The 20,591-nt window shown below is 66.0% G+C and carries 15 protein-coding genes and 1 tRNA gene; 4 read left to right on the top strand and 12 right to left on the bottom strand.

Features of this window, described 5'->3' with window-relative positions; translation table 11 throughout:
• Positions 1 to 89: 89 nt before the first annotated feature.
• Positions 90 to 2,318: a heavy metal translocating P-type ATPase gene (locus BMI87_RS06730; RefSeq protein ID WP_078520386.1), complete on the bottom strand. Its 2,229-nt coding sequence runs from the start codon at positions 2,316 to 2,318 to the stop codon at positions 90 to 92.
• Between the two features lie 126 nt (positions 2,319 to 2,444).
• Here BMI87_RS06730 and BMI87_RS06725 point away from each other — a divergent pair, with 126 nt between their 5' ends.
• The 3 genes from BMI87_RS06725 to mnmH all read left to right on the top strand — a co-directional run bounded on the left by BMI87_RS06725 (position 2,445) and on the right by mnmH (position 4,431).
• Positions 2,445 to 2,651 carry a DUF2892 domain-containing protein gene (locus BMI87_RS06725; RefSeq protein WP_078520385.1) on the top strand — a complete coding sequence of 69 codons (207 nt, stop codon included), beginning with the start codon at positions 2,445 to 2,447 and terminating at the stop codon, positions 2,649 to 2,651.
• Between the two features lie 146 nt (positions 2,652 to 2,797).
• The gene (locus BMI87_RS06720; RefSeq protein WP_078520384.1) at positions 2,798 to 3,382 is read left to right on the top strand and encodes a L,D-transpeptidase; all 585 of its coding nucleotides are present in this window, start codon (positions 2,798 to 2,800) and stop codon (positions 3,380 to 3,382) included.
• Positions 3,382 to 4,431 (top strand): tRNA 2-selenouridine(34) synthase MnmH, encoded by a 1,050-nt coding sequence (gene mnmH, locus BMI87_RS06715; RefSeq protein ID WP_078520383.1) that lies wholly within the window; start codon positions 3,382 to 3,384, stop codon positions 4,429 to 4,431. Before BMI87_RS06720 ends, mnmH begins: the two co-directional genes overlap by 1 nt.
• Positions 4,432 to 4,603: 172 nt before the next feature.
• On the opposite strand, the gene selD is transcribed toward mnmH, so the two are convergent.
• Complete coding sequence (gene selD / locus BMI87_RS06710; RefSeq protein WP_078520382.1) at positions 4,604 to 6,769, bottom strand: selenide, water dikinase SelD; 2,166 nt, start codon at positions 6,767 to 6,769, stop codon at positions 4,604 to 4,606.
• 137 nt (positions 6,770 to 6,906) lie between these two features.
• Here selD and BMI87_RS06705 point away from each other — a divergent pair.
• Positions 6,907 to 6,983: transfer RNA gene (locus BMI87_RS06705), tRNA-Met, on the top strand.
• A gap of 76 nt (positions 6,984 to 7,059) precedes the next feature.
• On the opposite strand, the gene BMI87_RS06700 is transcribed toward BMI87_RS06705, so the two are convergent.
• The 10 genes from BMI87_RS06700 to xdhA all read right to left on the bottom strand — a co-directional run bounded on the left by BMI87_RS06700 (position 7,060) and on the right by xdhA (position 20,463).
• The gene (locus tag BMI87_RS06700; protein ID WP_078520381.1) at positions 7,060 to 9,231 is read right to left on the bottom strand and encodes an OmpA family protein; all 2,172 of its coding nucleotides are present in this window, start codon (positions 9,229 to 9,231) and stop codon (positions 7,060 to 7,062) included.
• 161 nt (positions 9,232 to 9,392) lie between these two features.
• Positions 9,393 to 10,679 (bottom strand): NAD(P)/FAD-dependent oxidoreductase, encoded by a 1,287-nt coding sequence (locus BMI87_RS06695; protein ID WP_078520380.1) that lies wholly within the window; start codon positions 10,677 to 10,679, stop codon positions 9,393 to 9,395.
• A gap of 216 nt (positions 10,680 to 10,895) precedes the next feature.
• Positions 10,896 to 11,981 carry a BMP family ABC transporter substrate-binding protein gene (locus tag BMI87_RS06690; RefSeq protein WP_078520379.1) on the bottom strand — a complete coding sequence of 362 codons (1,086 nt, stop codon included), beginning with the start codon at positions 11,979 to 11,981 and terminating at the stop codon, positions 10,896 to 10,898.
• A gap of 55 nt (positions 11,982 to 12,036) precedes the next feature.
• Positions 12,037 to 12,969, bottom strand: a complete 933-nt coding sequence (locus BMI87_RS06685) for an ABC transporter permease (RefSeq protein WP_078520378.1) — start codon at positions 12,967 to 12,969, stop codon at positions 12,037 to 12,039.
• On the bottom strand, positions 12,966 to 13,301 hold the full coding sequence (locus tag BMI87_RS06680; protein WP_078520377.1) for a hypothetical protein: 336 nt from the start codon (positions 13,299 to 13,301) through the stop codon (positions 12,966 to 12,968). The genes BMI87_RS06685 and BMI87_RS06680 overlap by 4 nt, the downstream gene beginning before the upstream one ends.
• A complete protein-coding gene (locus BMI87_RS06675) occupies positions 13,298 to 14,377 on the bottom strand; it encodes an ABC transporter permease (protein WP_078520376.1) in 1,080 nt (359 codons plus the stop codon). The genes BMI87_RS06680 and BMI87_RS06675 overlap by 4 nt, the downstream gene beginning before the upstream one ends.
• Positions 14,374 to 15,888, bottom strand: coding sequence for an ABC transporter ATP-binding protein (locus BMI87_RS06670; RefSeq protein ID WP_078520375.1), 1,515 nt, complete (start codon positions 15,886 to 15,888; stop codon positions 14,374 to 14,376). Before BMI87_RS06670 ends, BMI87_RS06675 begins: the two co-directional genes overlap by 4 nt.
• Positions 15,885 to 16,820, bottom strand: a complete 936-nt coding sequence (gene xdhC, locus BMI87_RS06665; protein ID WP_078520374.1) for a xanthine dehydrogenase accessory protein XdhC — start codon at positions 16,818 to 16,820, stop codon at positions 15,885 to 15,887. Before xdhC ends, BMI87_RS06670 begins: the two co-directional genes overlap by 4 nt.
• A complete protein-coding gene (gene xdhB / locus BMI87_RS06660) occupies positions 16,817 to 19,096 on the bottom strand; it encodes a xanthine dehydrogenase molybdopterin binding subunit (protein WP_078520373.1) in 2,280 nt (759 codons plus the stop codon). The genes xdhC and xdhB overlap by 4 nt, the downstream gene beginning before the upstream one ends.
• Positions 19,093 to 20,463, bottom strand: coding sequence for a xanthine dehydrogenase small subunit (gene xdhA, locus BMI87_RS06655; protein WP_078520372.1), 1,371 nt, complete (start codon positions 20,461 to 20,463; stop codon positions 19,093 to 19,095). Before xdhA ends, xdhB begins: the two co-directional genes overlap by 4 nt.
• Positions 20,464 to 20,591: the final 128 nt, after the last annotated feature.

The raw sequence follows: 20,591 nt of genomic DNA, 5'->3' as shown, positions 1-20,591 counted from the left end.
TGGTGGGTCGTCGCAGCTAAACGTGCTCCTTGCCGCTTGGGAAGGGCGGAGTTCCAGCCTCGGCGCGCTCTCGCCGATGCCCGCCCGGCTCAGCGCAAGGCGCGGCGCAGGCGCAGTGCGTTGGTGACCACGAAGACCGAGGAGAACGCCATCGCGCCCGCCGCCAGCATCGGGGACAGGCCGGGGCCGCCGAAGGGCACGAGAATGCCCATCGCGACCGGGATCAGCGCGACGTTATAGGCAAAGGCCCAGAACAGGTTCTGTCGGATATTGCGCATCACTGCGCGCGACAGTTCCAGCGCCATCGCGACGCCGTTCGGGTCGCCGCGCATCAGCACGACCTCGGCGGCCTCGATGGCCACATCGGTGCCGGTGCCGATCGCGAGGCCCACATCGGCAGCCGCCAGCGCAGGCGCGTCATTGATGCCGTCGCCCACGAAGGCGACCGGACCGATCTGGCGCAGGCTCTCGACCGCGTCGCGCTTGCCGTCTGGCAATACTTCGGCCTCGATCCGGTCGATGCCGAGATCGTGGCCAACCGCTTCCGCAGTGGCGCGCGTGTCGCCGGTGACCATCGCCACCTGCTTGCCCGCCTTGTGCAGGGCGTCGATCGCTTCGCGCGCCTCTGCCTTGATCGGATCCGACAGCGCCATCAGGGCGACAGGGCGATCGTCGAGCGACATCCAGACCGGGGTGCGGCCTTTCGCAGCCAGCGCCTTCGCACGTTCGGCATAGGGGGCGATATCCGCGCCTGCCTCTTCCATCGCACCGGCATTGCCGATCCAGAGCTTGGCGCCTTCGGCTTGCGCGCGCAGCCCCTTGCCGGACAACGCCTTGACGCGTTTGACAGGCGCGTGGGGAATGCCGCGCGTCTCGGCCTCGGCGAGGATCGCACGGGCCAGCGGGTGTTCCGAGCGCGCCTCGGCGCCAGCGGCCAGCGCGAGGATTTCCGTCTCGGGCAGATCGGCGAGCGGTTCGAGATCGGTGAGGGCAGGGTGGCCTTCGGTCAGCGTGCCGGTCTTGTCGAAGCCCACGACTGCGACTTCCGAGAGCCGTTGCAGCGCGTCGCCACGGCGGAACAGCAGGCCCAGTTCGGCGCCGCGCCCGGTGCCCACGAGGATCGAGACGGGCGTCGCCAGACCCATCGCGCAGGGGCAGGCGATGATCATCACCGAGATCGCCGCGACGAAGGCATGCGAAAAGCCCATGCCCGCGATCATCCAGATCGCGAAGGTCAGGAGCGACAGCGCCATGACTACGGGCACGAAGACGCGGGTGACCTTGTCGACCAGCGCCTGCACCGGCAGTTTTGCGCCCTGCGCGGCTTCGACCATCGCGATGATCCGCGACAGGACGGTGTCGCCGCCGGTCGCGGTGACGCGGTAGCTGAGTGCGGATTCGCCATTCACGGTGCCGCCGGTGATCGGATCGCCTTCGGTTTTTGCGACGGGGACCGGCTCGCCGGTCAGCATGCTCTCGTCGATATGGCCGGCGCCCTCGGCGATCACCCCATCGAGGGCTACGCGCTCGCCGGGGGCGAGCAGAAGGATGTCGCCGGGCACGAGTTCCTCGATCGGACGTTCCTCGACACCATTTTCGGTCTGCACGCGCGCAGTTTTGGGCTGCAGACCGATCAGCCGCGAGATCGCCTCGCCTGCGCGGCCCTTGGCGCGCGCCTCAAGCCAGCGACCCAGCAGGATCAGCGTGACGATGGTCGCCGCCGCCTCGAAATAGACGCCGCGCGCGCTCTCGGGCAGAAGGCCGGGCGCAAGTGTGACGAGGGCGGAATAGACGAACGCGGCGAGCGAGCCCATCGCGACGAGCGAATTCATCTCGGGCGAGCCGCGCAGCAGGGCCGGGACGCCGATGCGCAGAAAGACGCGGCCGGGGAACGCCAGCACCAGCGCGGTGAGGATCATCTGCACCCACCAGCTTGCTTCGATCCCGATCGTATTGGCGATCAGGTGATGCATGCCGGGGATCATATGCGCGCCCATCGCGAGCACGAAGACCGGTGCGGTCAGCGCGAGCGCGGTCAGGAACTGACGCTTGAGCTGGCGCGCCTCCTGCATCTGGCGCTCGGCTGCGCTGGGGCCGTTGGCCATCTCTTCTTTCAGACGGCCCGGATAGCCCGCCTGGTCGAGGGCCGATTTGAGGCTTTCGAGATCGGCAGGCCCGTCGAATTCGACATGCGCACTGCGCGCCATCAGGTTGGCCGAGGCGTTCTGTACGCCGGGTTGTGCCATGAGTGCGCGTTCGACCCGACCGGTGCAGGCCCCGCAATGCATGGCGTCGATGATAAAAGTGGCTTCGCTCATAGGGCGTTATCTGATCCTGCACGGGGCTGCGGTCAAGCGTCGCGCGACATATGCAAGCAATTGAATTTGTCGTGAGGAACTGTTATATCTTCTGACAACGTAACTTTTTTCGTGGAGTGCCCTCGAATGAACCTCGACCGTGCGATTTTTGCCTTTGCTGGCGTGATGATCCTGATCTCGCTGCTGCTGGCCGTTTATGTCTCGATGTACTGGCTGTGGTTCACCGCCTTCATCGGCGCGAACCTGCTGCAATCGGCTTTCACCGGCTTCTGCCCGGCTGCGATGATCTTCGGCAAGTTCGGCATCAAATCGGGCTGCGCTTTCGGTAAGTAATCGACAAAGCGGCAACGATTGGCGCTGGCCTTTTTCTGACCCGAGACCAAATTCTTGAGAGGGTGGGGCGGCTTTGCTAGCCTCACCCTTGGTTTGTGTCGAACGCTTTGCCGGGAGACGCCGCAGGATTTTGCAGGAGTTTGATAATGGATCGCCGCGCTTTTCTTCTCTCGCTGGCCGCCTTGCCCTTCGCAAGCCTGCCCGCCTTTGCCGCAACCGAACCTGCGCAAAGCGTCGAGACCGGGCCGGCCAAGCGCTGGCCGATCGGGTCGCAATATTACCCGACGAAAGTGGCGGTGAAGCCGGATCTGCCGGTGGGCTCGATCATTATCGTCTCGGATAAGTTCTTCCTCTATCACATCACCGCGCCGGGCGTGGCGATGCGTTACGGCGTGGCCGTCGGCAAGGACGAGTTGAAGTTCCGCGGCACCGCGACGGTGGCGCGCAAGGTCAAATGGCCGAGCTGGACGCCCACCCGCGAGATGATCGAACGCAATCCGGCCTACAAGAAATACGAGGACGGTATGAAGGGCGGGCCGCAGAACCCGCTCGGCGCGCGGGCGATGTATCTGTATCAGAACGGGCGTGACACGGCGATCCGCATCCACGGCACGACCGAGCCGGGCTCGATCGGGCATGCGGTCTCGAACGGCTGCATCCGGATGGTGAACGATCATGTCATCGATCTGTTCAACAGCGTTCCCGTCGGCACGCAGGTTACTGTCTACTGATGAAACTTACCTCGATTGCCGAGGTCGCCGCGCTCGATTTCGACACGATCATCGATGTGCGCTCACCTTCGGAATTCGCCGAGGATCATATCCCCGGCGCCATTAATCTGCCCGTGCTCGACGATGAGGAGCGCGCCCGCGTCGGCACGATCTACAAGCAGGTCGCGCCGTTCGATGCGCGCAAGATCGGCGCGGCGCTGGTGGCGCAGAATGCCGCCAAACATCTGCAGGGCCCACTGGCGGACAAAGAAGGCGGCTGGCGGCCTCTGGTCTATTGCTGGCGTGGCGGGCAGCGTTCGGGGTCGTTCGCGACGATCCTAAAGCAGGTCGGTTGGCGCGTGGAACTGGTCGAAGGTGGCTACAAGGCCTTCCGGTCGCTGGTCGTGGAGGCCGGGCTTGCCGAGATGCCCTGTCCGGTCGTCGTTCTCGACGGCAATACCGGGACCGCGAAGACCGACATCCTGAAGGCCGCGCGGGCGCAGGGGGCGCAGGTGATCGATCTTGAGGGGCTCGCCAATCATCGCGGCTCGCTCTTCGGGGCGATGGAGGGTGGCCAGTCGAGCCAGAAGGATTTCGAGTCGCGGCTGATCATGGAGATCGCGGCGCTCGATCCGGCGCGGCCGGTGCTGCTGGAGGCGGAAAGCTCCAAGATCGGCGATCTGCAATTGCCCGCAGGGATCTGGGCCGCGATCAAAGACGCGCCGCGCCTGCGGGTCAGAGCACCGCTGTCGGAGCGGGCGCAGTATCTCGCGCGGGCCTATGCGGATATCACGGCGGATGCCGATCGGCTGCTGGCGGTACTCGATCAGCTGCGGCCCTTCCAACCCGCCGAGCGGATCGCAGCGTGGCAGGCACAGGCCACGGCGGGGGAATATGCGGCGCTGGCGGGCGAGCTGATGCGCGACCATTACGATCCGCGCTATGAGAAGCACCGCGCGCGCCATGTGGAACATGAGCGGGTGATCGAGGCGGAAAGCCTCGCGCCGGAGGCGATCGAAAGCCTGGCAGCGCAGGTGGTGAAAGAGGCGCAGGAGATGGCGGAGCGCTGAGGCCGTGAGCCCTCGGCGCGGGCGACCAGCCCGGGCCGCGCCCGACCCTCCCCCCGGGAGGGCGCATTGGCGATGTCATCGCGAGTAGGAATGTCGTCCGGACTTGCGTGATAAAGCGCCAAGCCACCGACCGGTCAAAGCGCCCACCCAAGGCTCGGGCGCGACCCTTTTCTCACCGCACCCGCAGGAACGCCGGACCCTCCGCAATCACCCCGATCTGCGCGGCGCGGTAGCCTGCCGTTTCCAGCTTTGCCAGCACCTCCGCAGCCTGCGCCTCCGGCACGCTGGCCAGCAACCCGCCCGAGGTCTGCGGATCGTGCAGCAGCTCCGTTCGCGGGCACGGCGGCGCGGTCATCCGGCCCGCGCAATTGGCGATGTTTTGCGGCAGAAGCGTCGAGTGCTCGCCTGCCTCGGCCAAAGCCTCGGCCCCATCGAGCAGCGGGATCGCGGCGAGGTTCAGCTCTGCCGAGACGTCCGACGCCTCGCACAGACCCAGCAGATGCCCCGCGAGACCAAAGCCCGTCACATCCGTCATCGCAGAGGCCACGGGCGCGAGGATCGTGGAGGCCTCGGCAGAGCTGCGACCCATGCTCTCCAGCGCGCCTGCAACTACCCCGCCCGGCGCGTGTTTCGCCATCTCGGCGGCGAGGATCACGCCCGTTCCAAGCGGCTTCGTCAGGATCAGCACCTCGCCGGGTTTCGCGCCGTCTTGACCCAAAGGCCGCTCGGCCAGCCCGGTCACGGTGAAGCCCAGTGTCAGCTCCGCGCCCATCGAGGTATGGCCGCCGACGAGATCGCAGCCCGCGTCGCGGAAAGCCTCGGACGCCGCGCTAAGCATTTCGCGCAGAGCCCGTGCGCCCAATTCCTCGGATTGGCGGGGCAGGGTGACCTGCGCCAAGGCCGCCTGCGGGGCCGCGCCCATCGCCCAAGCGTCGCTCATCGCATGCAGCGCCACGATCCGGCCCAGCAGCCACGGGTCTTCGGTGAAGGCGCGGACGTGATCTGTGGTGAAGACTTGCGTCTGCGCGCCGCAAGACAGTACGGCGGCGTCGTCGCCCGGACCGCTCAGCACATCGGCGCGCGCGGGAGCAGGCAGATCGGACAGCGCCTCGCGCAGCGCCTGACCGCCCAGCTTCGCGCCGCAGCCGCCGCACATCGGCTTGCTGCCCAGCACCTCCGCGATTCCCTGCGCGTGCTCGCGGGGCAGGGGCGGCGTCGGCATCGCGGGCAGATCGTGGACCTTCGCCATGAACTTGCGGTCGATATGGTCCTTCCAGCGCCAGAGCCATGCACCGTTCAGCGGCAGGCCCCATTTGTCGGCCACCGCCTGTTTGCCGCCCGTGGAGATCAGCTTCAGATAATCGCGCTGCGGCTGATAGCTCTTCATCACCCCGCCGGACGCCGCCGCACGCAGGTTGGCGAAAAGGGGCTTCGCTTCGCGCACCGCATAGACGCCCGCCTTGGGGCGCGGCGCGTGGCTGAGATGTGCGATGTCGCCTGCGGCGAAGATCGCGGGATCGGAGCTTTGCAGCGTCGGGCCGACCGTGACGAAACCGTCGGTCAGATCGAGCCCCGTTTCGGGTAGCCAGTCGGCGGGTTTCGTGGCCCCCGTGCCGATGATGAAATTGGCCTCCGCCGTGCGTCCGCCTTCCAGAAGGAGCCGCCCTTTTTCCGCGCCGATCAGCGCCGCGTCGGTCTCGATGGTCACGCCAAGCCGCGCGCAGTGCTCCAGCATCGCGTTCCGCGCGCCGGTGCCAAGCGCGCGCAGTGCCTCGGGGGCTGCCTCATAGACCGTGACCTGCGCTTGCGGCAGACGGTGGGCGCAGGCCATCGCGAGCTCCACCCCTGCCACGCCGCCGCCGACCACGGCGATCTTTGGCGACTCGGGCGGATTGGCGGCGAAGGCGTCCCAGGCGTCGGCGAAAGCGTCGAGCGGCTTCGCAGGCACGACATGGTCGAGAAAGCCCGGCAGCTGCGGCATCTCGGCGGTGATCCCGATATCGATCGAGGCCACGTCATAGGCGATCGGCGCACGCCCCGGCACTTCGATCAGCCGCCGCGCCCGGTCGATCCCCGTGGCGCGCCCCAGAACCAGCCGCGCGCCCGCATGCCGCGCAAGCTTCACCAGATCGAGCTGCAGCTCGTCGCGCGTGTAATGCCCCGCCACATGGCCCGGCAGCATTCCCGAATAGGCCGCGGAGGGGGTTGGGTTGATCATGGTCAGTCGCACACCCGGCAACGGGTTCATCCCCCACATCCGCAGTACCAGCGCATGGGTATGTCCGCCCCCGATCAGAACGATATCGCGTGTCAGGGGCAGGGCAGGGGCGGCGTGCATGGTCTCTCCTTTTCCCCTCATGCCTAGCCTTTGCGCGCGGCTTCGCCAATTCCCAATATGCCGCAGCGAAATGGGGGCAATTTTCCCGCAAAACGTCCTTGACTGGACGATCCGCTTTGCCTAGTTAGCCCCCCAGTGGCTAGGTAGCTCAGCTGGTTAGAGCACACGACTCATAATCGTGGGGTCGGGGGTTCAAGTCCCCCCCTCGCCACCACTACTCCCCCTCTTTCGGGAGAGATGCGAAAAGGGCGCCCCGCAGGGCGCCCTTTGCTTTTGTCTCAGGCTCAACCTCAGTTCGAGGCGGTGCGCAGAAGATCGGTGATCCGGCGCACCACGGCGCGGCGGTTGGCTTCCGAGGCGCCTTCGGTCTGCACCTTCAGGTCCTGTTCGCCATAGCCCTGCACCACGAGGTTCTCGGCGGGCACGTCGAAATACTCGCTCAGAGCCAGCGCGACCGATTCCGCGCGACGGTCCGAGAGCGCGAGGTTATAGGCGGCGCTGCCGACGGCGTCGGTATGGCCTTCCACGAGGAACAGCTCGCGCGGGTTCTCGTCGATGCGCTGCTGGATCGCCTGACCCAGAGCCGAGAGAGCCTGCGCCTGATCGGGCTGGATCGCGGCGGACCCGGTCTCGAAGTTGATGTTCTCGACCGAGATCGCCGGGGCGAGATCGCGCACCGGGGTGATGTTGCGCACCTGCGAGAGCGTGAAGGTACGGTCGATGCCGCTTTGACGGGTCAGCGCATCGCGCAGAGCCTGCTCGTTGCTGGACGACACCGTTGCGGTGGGCTTGGGCTCGGGAAGCGCCGAGACGTCGACCGGATCGGCCCCGCGCGCGTCGTCGACCAGCAGGTACTGCGTGCCGTCGGGCTGAACCAGCGTCCGTTTCAGGATCTGGCGCTGGGCGTCATAGACGGTGACGATCTGGCTGCCATCGGGCTTGGTCACGATCGTGCGCGACGAGCCGTCCGCGTAGTCCTGCGTGCGAATCTTCGAGCCGGGCTGACGCAGCAGCGCGTTGTCGTCCTTCACCAGTTGGTAAGAACCATCGGGCTGTTGCACCACAACGCGGTCGCCCGAGTTCACGGCCACTTTCGAGCCGTTGTTCAGGATCGCCCCCACGGCGAGCGCACCGAGACCCGAGAGCGCGGCGGTTTCCAGCGTGCTCAGACGGTCTTTCTTTTTCTTCTTCGACGAGTCGGTTTGCGCGGTTGCCTGCGCCTGAGCGTCGGGCTTGGCGTCGACCGAGGTCGCGAAGTCTTCGGATGCGCTGCGCGCGGTGTCTTCGGTCACCGTCTCTTCGGTGGCATTGGCGGTATCGGCGCTGTCGGTCGGCGCGTTGAGCGCCTCGTTCTGCACGGCTTCGCCTTCGATCGCGGCTTTCGTATCGGTCAGCGCGTTCTCCAGCAGCTTCGTCGCCTTGGTGGCCGCGGTGTCCTGCGTGTCCGCCTGCTGATCGGTTTCGGCATTCGCGGTCGTGTCCGCGCTGGCCGAGCCGTCTGCAGTCGCGTCGGCATTGGCAGCCTCTTCCGGCTGGATCACCTTCGGTTCGACTTCAGCGCCGGACCCGCCATTGCCTTCCTGCACGACCTGCGTGTCGGAGGTGGTGTCCGTCGAGGTCTCGCCTGCAGGTTTCGCCTCGGGCTCTGCCGTCGCGGTGCTGTCCGCCTGGGCCTCCGAGTTCTCCATCGCGTTTTCGGTGGTGTCGGTCACCGGGGCAGGGGCGTCCTGCGAGGTGGTGTCAGGGCTGAGCGTGTTCGTCGCCTCGGCGTCGGTCTGGCTATCGGCAGTGGCATCGGTCGAGCCATCAGCCGTTGCGGTGGTCGAGCCATCGGTTTCAGCCGTAGCGGAGCTGTCGGTCTCAGCGGTGGTCTCTGCGTCTGCTGTCGTATCCGCCGAGGTCGAGCCATCAGCCGTTGCGGTGGCCGAACCGTCGGTCTCTGCCGGTGCCGCAGCATCGGGCTGCGCGTCGGTGGCAGCGGCTGCGTCGGTCTCGGCAGAGGCATCGGTATTGGCATCCGTCGTCGCAGCGGCGGCCGCGTCGGCGTTTGTATCGGTGTTCGTGGTCTCGGATTGAGTGGTCACATCCGCGCCGCCTTCGACTGCGGCTTTCGCGCTGGCGTCGGGGGTGTCACCGCTCGCAGCCGGGTCCTGATCGGCGGGCGGGGCTGCGCCTTCGATCGCGGCTTTTGCGGCCTGATCGGCTTCGCTGTCGCTCATCGGCGCGTCGGCATTCGCCGGATCGGTGCCTGCCGCAGCTTCGGCGGAGCCATCGGCATTTGCCGCGTCGGCCTCGCAATCGGCTTTCGCCTTCTCCATCGGGGTGCCATCTGCGACCGCCTTCGCGATGCATTCAGCGGCGGCGGTATTGCTATCCTGGGCAAGCGCACTGAACGGCAGGATCGCCGGGCTCAGCGCGGCAAGGCCGGCAACGAGCGCAGTGGTCGTCTTCAACGTCTTCATGTCGTCTCCCTTTCATGCGGCATCTGGCCGCGTATCGGGGGGGCAAACGTTTCACGAGGCCGTGTGTTCCGGCGCCCACTTGGCCATCGGCGTGAATCAGCACGGGGCGGACCCGCAGGCCCGCCCCGTGATTTGGGAAGAAAAATCTGTGCCGGTTCGGCTCAGTGGGTCTTCTTGACCGCTTTCAGCTTGTCGATACCGAGCATCTTCATCGCGGTCTTCTCGTAGAACGGCTCCGAGGTGCCCTTGCGCAGTTTGCGCATGAAATACTTCTCGAAACCGATCTTGGCGAGGTGGACCCATTTGCCCTGGCTCGACCAGTTGACGTTGCGCGGCGGAAGCTGCGGCTGGGCCACGAAGGCGATGCCGCTGTCGCCGAAATCGGCCAAGCAAATCGCGTTCCAGGTGCCGGTCTCGTCGGGTTCCTGACCACGTACGATGTTGCCGAGGTTATGCGCGGTGGCGGTCACCATCGACTCGATCATGAAGCCGGTCTTCGGCACGCCGCAGGGCACTGGGGTCGGGCCCATGGGCGGGATCGCGATGCCGACGCCGATCCCGAACACGTTTTGGTATTTCGGGTTGCGCTGGTGCTTGTCGACGATGACGAAGCCGCGCGGGTTCACAAGGCCCTCAAGCCCCATCACCGCCGGGATGCCACGGAAAGGCGGCAGCATCATCGAGTATTTGAACGGCATCTCATGGGTCGCCTTGACGGAGCCATCATCGGCGATCTCTTCGACATGCATCACGCCGTCTTCGACCTTCTTCACGCGGCTCGAGGTCATCCACTTCATGTGCTTGTCGCGCATCGCGCCTTCGAGAAGACCCTTGGTGTCGCCGACGCCGTCGAGGCCGAGATGGCCGACATAAGGCTCGGAGGTGACGAAGGTGATCGGCACCTGATCGCGGATCTTCGCCCGGCGCAGCGCGGTGTCGAGGATGAAGGCGAATTCATAGGCCGGGCCGAAGCACGACGCGCCTTGCACCGCGCCCACGATGATCGGGCCGGGGTCTTCGCAGAAGCGCTTGAAGGCGGTGCCGGCATCCTCGGCGTGATCGACATGGCAGACCGAGTGGGTGAAGCCGTCGGGTCCGAGTCCTTCGATCTCGTCGAAGGCGAGTTCCGGGCCGGTGGCGAGCACGATGTAATCGTAGGAAACCTCGCGGCCATCCTCCAGCTCGACCTTGTTGTCATCGGGGTGCAGGCGCTTTGCCGCGACCGGGATGAACTTGATGTTCTTCTTCTTCATCGTCGGTTCGAGATCGACGGTGATGTCCTTGCGGTCGCGCCAGCCGACGGCGACCCAAGGGTTGGAGGGCACGAAGTGGTACTTCGGGTCCTTGGTAATGACGGTGATTTCGTCTTCCTTGCGGACTTGGTCACGCAATTCATAAGCCATGATGGCGCCGCCAAGACCTGCGCCCAGCACCACGATATGTGCCATTTTGTTCCCTCCCGTTACCCGGTCATCAACTTGTCACGTCTAACTCGATAGATGCAATTGTTTGAATGTGTCAAGAAGACCCGCCTTTCAAATCCTGCGACGAATCAGCCTGTGGAACAAGTCTGACGCTAACGTGAAGTGAAAAGACACTTGCGAAACAACGAAAAAGGGCCGGCGCGTGGCCGACCCTTTCCCATTCGCATCAGTAGGACTGACTTACTTCGGCGGTTCTGCCGTGATCCCCTCGACGTAGAAGGTCATCGAGTGAAGCTGATCGTCGGTCGCCATTTCGCCATCGGCGAGGAAGGCCGTGCCGTCCTGCTTGTTCAGCGGACCGGTGAAGGGATGGACCTTGCCCGAGCCGATATCTTCCTTGAGCTGCAGCGCCTCTTTCTTGACGTCGTCCGGCACCGCCGAGGAGATTTCGCCGATCTCCACCATGCCGCTGTCGATGCCGCCCCAGGTGGCTTCCGACTTCCACGAGCCGTCCATGACCGCACCGACGCGCTCGATGTAATAGGGCGCCCAGTTGTCGATGGTCGACGCCACGCGCGGCATCGGCGCGAAGCTCGACATATCCGACGCCTGACCGAAGGTGATGACGTTGCCCGCTTCCTGTGCCTTGGCCTGCGGCGCGGTCGAGTCGGTGTGCTGCAGCAGCACGTCCACACCATCGGCGATCAGGGCTGCAGCCGCGTCGGCCTCTTTCGCCGGATCGAACCAGGTGTAGGCCCAGACGACTTTCATTTCGACGTCGGGGTTCACCTTCTTCGCGGCCAGATAGGCGGAGTTGATGCCCTGATAGACCTCGGGGATCGGGAAGGAGCCGATATAACCGATCTTGTTGGTCTTGGTCATGCGGCCGCCGATCGTGCCCTGAATGGCGCGACCCTGGAAGAATTTCGCGTCATAGGTCGCGACGTTGTCAGCGAGCTTGTAGCCGGTGGCGTGCTCGAATTTCACGTCGGGGAATTTCTTGGCGACGTTCATCACCGCGTCCATGTAGCCGAAGGAGGTCGCGAAGATCAGCTTGTTGCCGTCCAGCGCCAGCTGGGTCAGCGCGCGCTCTGCATCGGGGCCTTCCGGCACGTTCTCGATGAACGAGGTCTTCACCTTGTCGCCGTATTTTTCTTCGATCGCCTGGCGACCTTGGTCGTGCTGGTAGGACCAGCCCATGTCGCCGACGGGGCCGACATAGATGAAGCCGATTTTCAGCGGCTCGTCAGCGGCGAAAGCCGGGACGCCGACGCCCGCGACGACGGCCGTGGCGGCGGTGGTTTTCAAAAAGGATCTGCGGTTCATCGCGTTACTCCAAGTTGGGTGGCGGGCCTCTTGATGGGGCCCTTCGAGAGATGCCTCAGCTCGAGGCGTGGAAAGATTTGCCGAGGCTGGCAGGGGCGGCCTGCACGCCGTGGCGGTGAATGGCGGACAGGATGACCAGCACCACGATGGTGATGACGTAAGGGGCCATCGAGAGGATATGCACCGGGATCGCGTAGCCTGCGGCCTGCAATTGCAGCTGCAGCGCGGTGATACCCCCGAAGAGGTAAGCGCCCAGCAGCACCCGCCACGGGCGCCAGCTTGCGAAGACGACGATGGCGAGTGCGATCCAGCCTGCGCCTGCGGTCATGCCTTCGGTCCATTGCGGCACGCGTACGAGGCTGAGATAAGCGCCACCCAGACCGGCCAGCGCCCCGCCGAAGGCCAATGCGGCGAAGCGCACGGCGACGACGCGGTATCCCAGCGCGTGGGCGGCGTCATGGCTCTCGCCCACCGCGCGCAGGATCAGCCCGGCGCGGGTGGAGCGCAGCACATACCAGACCACCGCGACGAGGATCAGCGAGAGATAGACGATCCAGTCATGGGAGAACAGGATGCGGCCCAGCACCGGAATATCCGAGAGCGGCCCGAAGTCGATCTTGGCCGTCGGCGGCGGGCGCACACCCTCGTAGCCCTTGCCGATCAGCGCGCTCAGGCCCAGCCCGAACAGCGTCAGCGCAAGGCCCGTCGCGACTTGGTTCGACAGAAGCTTCTGCGTCAGGAAGGCGAAAAGCGTCGCCAGCAAAGCACCGGCGATGGCACCCATCAGGAAGCCCAGAACCGGGCTGCCGGTGGCGACGGCGGCGGCGAAGCCTGCAACTGCGCCCATGATCATCATCCCCTCGACGCCGAGGTTGAGCACGCCCGATTTCTCGGCGACCAGTTCGCCGGTCGCGGCCAGCAGAACCGGGGTCGATGCGCCCATCAGCGTCGCCGTCAGAGTGATGATATCGATGCCGCCTACGATCATAGTGCGCCTCCATGTCCCCAGAACAGAACCGGCCCCCAAGCCAGATAGCCGCCGACGAGGCCGACGATGAGCCCGGCCACGGAGGCGTAACGCTCGCGTCCATGCAGGGTGGGGCGGCGGGGCTCTTCGCTGTCGGGGCGCGCGCCGATGCGGTAGATCACCGCCCGAGAGGCTCCCAGCGCCAGCTCGAACACCACCATCATCACCACGCCGATCACGACGAAGGCCCAGAACGCCTGAGCCACCGCGAGCAGGTAGTACAGGCCAAGCCCCATGACGGTGCCGCCAAGGAAGATGATCATCAGGCGCAGCGAGGGGAGTTTCTGCGTCATGCCGCGACCCTCCCGAAACGGATGCGGAAATTGGTCAGCACGTCGAAGGCCAGCAGGAAGAACAGCAGCATCCCCTGGAAGACCTGAATCGCCGCCGAGGGCAGGCCGAGCATCAGCTGCGCCATGTCGCCGCCGATATAGGTCAGCGCCATCAAGAGCCCCGCCAGCAGGATGCCGATCGGATGCAGGCGGCCAAGGAAGGCCACGATGATCGCGGTGAAGCCGTAGCCCACGTTGAAGCTGTCGGTGATCTGACCCGAGGGGCCGGAGACTTCGAACATGCCCGCAAGCCCCGCGAAGGCGCCGCCCATGCCAAGCCCGAGCATCACCAGCCGCGCCGGGATCACGCCTGCGAAGCGCGCAGCCCGCGGAGCCTCGCCCGCGACACGGATGCGGAAGCCGGTGATATGGCGGTGCATCAGCCCATAGGTGAAGATCACCGCGATCAGCGCCGCGACGACGCCCCAATGCATGCCCGTGCCCTCGATCAGCTCGTGATTGAAGGCCGAGGGGTAGTCTTGCAGGTTGCGCGAGCCGGGAAAGCCGAAGCCCTCAGGGTTCTTGAGCGGGCCGAAGGCCATATAGGCCAGCAGGTTCTCGGCCACGTAGACCAGCATCAGCGAGACGAGAATTTCCGAGGTGCCGAACAGCACCTTCAGCACCGCCGGGATCATCGCCCAGAGGAAGCCGCCAAGCGCGCCCAGCACGATCATCGCCGGGAACAGCCAGTGGCTCTCAGCCGGGTACATCTTCAGCGCCAGCCATGCCGAGAACAGCGCGCCCATGATGTATTGCCCTTCGGCGCCGATATTCCAGATGCCCGCGCGAAAGCCCACGGCGAGCCCGCAGGCGATCAGGATCAACGGCCCGGCCTTCACCAGAAGCTGGCCACGGAAATAGCTGGCATTGCCGCCGAAGAGCGGGTCCCAGAAGATCACGCGGATCGCCTCGACCGGGTGCTTGCCCAGTATCGCGAACAGGATGCCGCCCGCGATCATGGTGGCGATCACGGCGAGGAGCGGGGTCGCGTAGGACCAGAATTGCGACGGGGTGGGGCGTCGGACGAGGGTGATCATACCGCGGCCTCCTGCATCCCGTGCGCACCGCCCAGCATCATGCCGATCTCTTCGATCGTCAGCCCTTGGGTCGGGCGCGAGGCGCTCAGTCGGCCTTCGTTCAGCGCCGAGAAGCGGTCGGAGATTTCCATAAGCTCATCGAGGTCCTGGCTGATCGCGATCACCGCGGCCCCTTTCGCGGCGAGGTCCAGCAGCGCCTGCCGGATCGACGCGGCGGCGGCGGCATCCACGCCCCATGTCGGCTGGTTCACCACCAGCACGGCGGGGTTTTGCAGCACCTCGCGGCCGATCACGTATTTCTGCAGATTGCCGCCCGAAAGCGCGCGGGCCGCGACATGCGAACCCGGCGTGCGCACGTCGAAGGCTTGAATGATCTCGTCGGCGAAGGTCTTTGCCGCGCCCTGATCGACGAAGCCGTTGCGGGTCAGCGGCTTGCGCATCGTGCCGGTGAGGATCGCGTTCTCGGTCAGGCTCATCGCGGGGACGGCGGCATGGCCCAGCCGTTCTTCGGGCGCAGCCAGCAGCCCCTTCGCGCGGCGGCCGTTCGGCCCGAGCCCGGAGATATCTTCGCCCATCAGGCTGACCGTGCCGGGGGCGGAGGGCCGCTCGCCCGACAGGGTCGCCAGCAATTCTTCCTGACCGTTGCCCGCGACGCCGCCGATGCCCAGCACCTCGCCCGCGCGCAGCTCCAGGCTCAGATCCTTCAGCGAGGGGCCGAACTGCGACAGCGGCGCGAGCGACAGGCCCGAGACTTTCAGCACGACGTCGCCCAGTTTGCGCTCGGCCCGGTCGGTGACTTTCAGCTCCGCGCCGACCATCAGTTCGGCCAGCTCACGCGCGGTCTTTTCGCGCGGATTGCAGCTTGCCACCACCTTGCCCGCGCGCAGGATAGTCGCGCCTTCGCAAAGCGTGCGGATCTCTTCGAGCTTGTGGCTGATATAGAGGATCGCAGTGCCCTCGGCCGACAGCTTGCGCAGGGTGTGAAACAGGATTTCCACCTCTTGCGGCGTCAGCACCGAGGTCGGCTCGTCCATGATCAGAAGCTTCGGGTCCTGCAGCAGGCAGCGCACGATCTCGACGCGCTGACGCTCGCCCGCGGAGAGGTCGCCCACCAGTCGCGCGGGGTCTAGCGGCAGGCCGTAGGCGGTGGAGATCTCGCGGATACGCTTGGCAAGCTGGCGCATCGGCGGCGGGTTTTCCATGCCAAGGGCCACGTTCTCGGCAACGTTAAGCGCCTCAAAAAGCGAGAAATGCTGGAACACCATCGCGACGCCAGCGGCGCGCGCGGCGCGCGGATCGGCGGGCGCGAAGGACTGGCCCGCAAACTGCATCGTGCCGGAATCGGGCTTCACGAGCCCGTAGATCATCTTCACCAGCGTCGATTTGCCGGCGCCGTTTTCGCCCAGCAGGGCGTGGACCTCGCCCGGACGCACCGAGAAGCCGACGCCGTCATTGGCCACGACCCCAGGATAGGCTTTCGTCAGCCCGTCGATCTTGAGCAGCTCCGTCACCCGGCGCGTTTCCCTTTCCCCGTCGCCGCTTGCGCGGCGTTCAGCTCTTTCACTAGCCCGGTCGCTACCCCAAGGGCAATGGCTTGAGGATGCTTCCCCAAGGTCGGATCGCCTATCGGGCAGGCAATGCGCGAAATTTGTGCATCCGAATGACCGAGCGCGGCGAGGCGCTTGCGGAAGCGGACCCATTTGCTGTCCGACCCGATCAGGCCGAGCCCGCCGAAGCCATGGGCGAGCAGTCGGTGGCAAAGCTCCAGATCGAGAGAATGTGAATAGGTCAGCACGAAGTGGCGGGCCTCAGTTTGGGCGAGGGAAACCAGATCGGCCGGGTTCTCGGCGATCAGCGGTGTGACGCCTTCGGGTATCATGTCGGGAAACCGCTCCGCCCCGCTATCGGCCCAGAATAGCGCGAGGCCGGGAAGGGGGCTCAGCGCCCCGATCAGCGCGCGCCCGACATGGCCTGCGCCCCAGACCCAGATCGGGCTGGGCGGCGGCGCGACCCGCTCGATCAGCCAGTTCTCGACCAGCAGCGGCGGCGTCTCGCCGCGATCGCGGGCGCGGGCCAGCGCGCGGGTGACGGCGAGCGGCTCGGGCGTGCCCGGCGTCAGAGGACGGGCGTGCCAGTCGCTCGTGATCTGCGCGACGGTGGTCCGGTCCATTCGCTCATACCCCAGCACCACGGCCCCGCCGCAGCATTGGTTCATTGCGGGGCCCAGCGGGATTTTCTCGATCCCTGTCAGCCCGCGCCGCGCCTTCGTAATGGCGGAGAATTCCAGCGCCCCACCGCCGATCGTGCCTTCGACATGATCCGCCCAGACCAGCATCTCCGCCCCGTCTTCGCGCGGGGTGGAGCCTTGGGCGCGCGCGACCACGACGCGGGTGAAGGGGCCGCGGTCTGCCGCGCGGGCGAGGGCTGCGGGATCGAGGCTCATGCGTCCCCCCTTGCCCGATGGACGGCAGCCAGAACCGCCTCGGGCGTGGCAGGCGCTTGCAGATCGGGCCAGTTCGGGCCGCAGGATTTGCACGCGTCCTGCAGCGCGAGGAAGGCCGAGATCGCCAGCATGAAGGGCGGCTCGCCCACTGCCTTGGAGCGATAGATCGTGTCCTCGCGGTTCGGCTCGTCCCAGAGCGCCACATTGAACACACGCGGGCGATCCGAGCAGGCGGGAATCTTGTAGGTCGAAGGCGCATGGGTGCGCAGACGCCCCTTGTCGTCCCAGACCAGCTCCTCGGTGGTCAGCCAGCCCACGCCCTGCACGTAGCCGCCCTCGATCTGGCCGATATCGATCGCCGGGTTCAGCGAGGCGCCTGCATCATGCAGGATGTCGGTGCGCAGGATGCGGTTCTCGCCGGTGAGCGTGTCGATCACCACCTCGGTCACAGCCGCGCCATAGGCGAAGTAGAAGAACGGGCGGCCCTGACCCTTGATCCGGTCCCAGCTGATCTTCGGCGTGGCATAGAAGCCGGTGGACGACAGCGAAACCCGCGCCTCGTAAGCGAGCTTCACCAGTTTCGCGAAGGGCAGGGTGTGATCGCCCGCGCGCACCTCGCCATCGGCAAACGTCACGTCTTCCACCGCAGCGCCCGCGCTTTCGGCCATGAAATCCGCCAGCCGCGCCTTGATCGTCTCGCAGGCGGCCTTCACCGCCATGCCGTTCAGATCGGCGCCGGAAGACGCCGCCGTCGCTGAGGTGTTGGGCACCTTGTCGGTGGCCGTCGCGGTGATGCGCACATCCTCATCCGTGACGCCGAAGACCGAGGCCGCGACCTGACAGACCTTGCGATGCAGGCCCTGACCCATCTCCGTCCCGCCGTGGTTCAGCTGGATCGAGCCGTCGGCATAGACATGCACCAGCGCACCTGCCTGGTTCAGCTGGGTCAGCGTGAAGGAGATGCCGAACTTCACCGGCGTCAGCGAAATGCCGCGCTTCAGGGTCGTATTGGCGGCGTTCCACTCGGCCACGCGGGCCTTGCGGGCCGCGAACTCGGCGGATTTCTCCAACCGCTCGGTGATCTCGGGCAGGATGAAATCCTCGACCGGCTGGCCGTAATGCGTGCTCTGCCCGCCCTCGGGGTCGTAGTAGTTGCGCTTGCGCAGATCGAGCGGATCGATCCCCATCACATGGGCGAGGTGATCGAGCGCCGCTTCCGTGCCGATCATGCCCTGCGGGCCGCCGAAGCCCCGGAAGGCCGTCGCGCTTTGGGTATTTGTGCGCAGGCGGTGGCTCTCGATCTTCACATTCGGCAGGTAGTAAGAGCTGTCGGTATGCAGCATCGCGCGGTCGCAGACCGGCAGGCTCAGGTCCGGCGACCAGCCGCAGCGGGCGAGATGGGTGAACTCGGCCGCGACGATCTTGCCCTCGGCATCCGCGCCGAGCCGATACTTGATCCGGAAATCATGGCGCTTGCCGGTGATGACCATGTCGTCATCGCGGTCGTAGCGCATCTTGCAGGGCCGCCCGGTGGCGCGCGCGACCACCGCGCATGCGATGGCAAGCGCGTTGCCCTGGCTCTCCTTGCCGCCGAAGCCGCCGCCCATCCGGCGCATCTCCACCCGGACGTCATGCATCGCGCAACCGAGCGCGTCGGCCACCTTGTGCTGGACCTCGGACGGGTGCTGCGAGGAGCAGCGGATCACCATCCCCTGATCGTCAGGCAGCGCGAGGGCGGCTTGCCCTTCGAGGTAGAAGTGCTCCTGCCCGCCCATGTCGAAGCTGCCTTCAGCAATATGCTCGGCCTGCGCGAAGCCTTCGCCGGTATCGCCGCGCGCCCATGTGACCGGGCCGCCTTCAAAATGGCTGTTCGCGTCGAGCGCCTCATCGACTGTCAGGATCGCCGGACGGGGCGTGTAGTCGATCTTCGCCAGCCGCGCGGCCTTGCGCGCCGCATGATGGCTGGTCGCCGCGACCACGAAGATCGGCTGGCCGACGAAATGCACGACGCCTTCGGCCAGAACCGGTTCGGGTTCGGGCGCGGGCGAGGCGTTATTGGCAAACGGCATGTCCTCGGCCGTCAGCACCGCGACGACACCGGGCGCTGCGCGCACTGCGCTCAGATCGAGCAAGGCGATCTCGGCATGGGCCTCGGTCGAGAGGCCGAAGGCAAGGTGCAACGTGTTGCCTGGGCAGGGGATGTCATCGACGTAACGCGCCGCGCCAGTGACGTGCAGCTGTGCGGAATCGTGGGGTTTCTTCGTGCCGACGCTCATGGTTTCACCTCCAGAATGGAGAGGGCGCCTTGGGCATTGCGGACGTATCGGATCAGCATCGCCTTTGCCGCCTCCATCCGGTAGGCATCCGAGGCGCGCATGTCGGTGAGCGGCGTGAAGTCCTGCTCCAACGCGGGCAGGGCGGCCGTGATCGCCTCTTCGGTGAAGGGCTGACCTTCCAGTGCGGCCTCCATTGCCGTGGCGCGCTTCGGGATCCCCGCCATGCCGCCGAAGGCGATGCGCGGAGTGCCTATCTTGTCGCCATTGCGCGGGATATTCAGCGCGCCGCAGACGGCAGAGATGTCCTGATCGAAACGCTTCGACAGTTTGTAACAGGCCAGATCGGGCGCGGATTTCGGGAAGCTGACGCTTTCGACGAATTCGCCGGGCGCGCGGTCCTGTTTGCCGTAGTCGAGGAAGAAGCTCTCCAGCGGGATGGTGCGACGCGCCTCGCCCTTGCGCAGCGTCAGCTCCGCGCCCATTGCGATCAGGACGGGCGGGCTGTCGCCGATGGGCGAGCCGTTCGCGATATTGCCGCCGATGGTCGCCGCCTGACGTACCTGTTCGGAGGCGAAACGGCGGAGCAATTCGGCAAAGCTCGGGAGCGTGTCGCGGATCGCCTCGCGCAACGCGGCCAAGGTGACGCCCGCGCCGACGATATAGCGGTCGTCGGTTTCCTCGATGGTCTGCAGGTCCGTGCAGTTGTTGAGGAAGGCGACCTCTTTCAATTCGCGCAGCTGCTTCGTGACCCAGAGCCCCACATCGGTCGCGCCGGCGATCAACGTGGCGTCCGGATGGGCGAGATACCACTCCGCCAGCGCATCCGCGCTGTCCGGCAGGAAGACGTGATCGGCCATAGGCGCGACCTCTGCCAGATCGGGCAACGTGTCGTGCATCCATGCGGGCACGGCTTCGTCCTGCGCCGCCTCGGCGGCGCGGATGATCGGCGCGTAGCCGGTGCAGCGGCACAGGTTGCCCGCCAGCAGATCGTCGTGATCGCGGCGCCCGTTCAGATGACCCGCCGCCATCGAGGCGATGAAGCCGGGCGTGCAGAAGCCGCATTGCGAGCCGTGATGATCGACCATCGCCTGCTGAACGGGGTGCAATTCCCCCTTCGGCCCGGCGACGCCCTCGACGGTGCGCAGCGCGCGCCCGTGCAGATGGGGCATCATCATCAGGCAGGCATTGAGCGGTTTGGCGCCCTCCGCGTCGGTCACGATGACCGAGCAGGCCCCGCAATCGCCCTCGTTGCAGCCCTCCTTGGTGCCGGTCAGCCCCTCGGCGCGCAGCCAGTCGAGCACAGATTGCGTCGGATCGGTAAGCGCCACCGTCCGGGTTTCTCCATTGAGAAGAAACGTGATCTCCATACGAAAAATCCGCCGCCTTACCAGTCGTCCCTGCGGTCCCGCTCGATGCGGCGTAGAACGGGACCGGCCCAGCAAAGCCGATGCGCACAGGCTTTGGCAAGGGATTCGCGGCGGTGCGTTGCCCGAAA

It is taken from the genome of Thioclava sp. F28-4, from assembly GCF_002020045.1.
GTDB classification, from domain to species: Bacteria; Pseudomonadota; Alphaproteobacteria; order Rhodobacterales; family Rhodobacteraceae; genus Thioclava; species Thioclava sediminum.
This window is presented reverse-complemented; position numbering and strand designations above follow the sequence as displayed.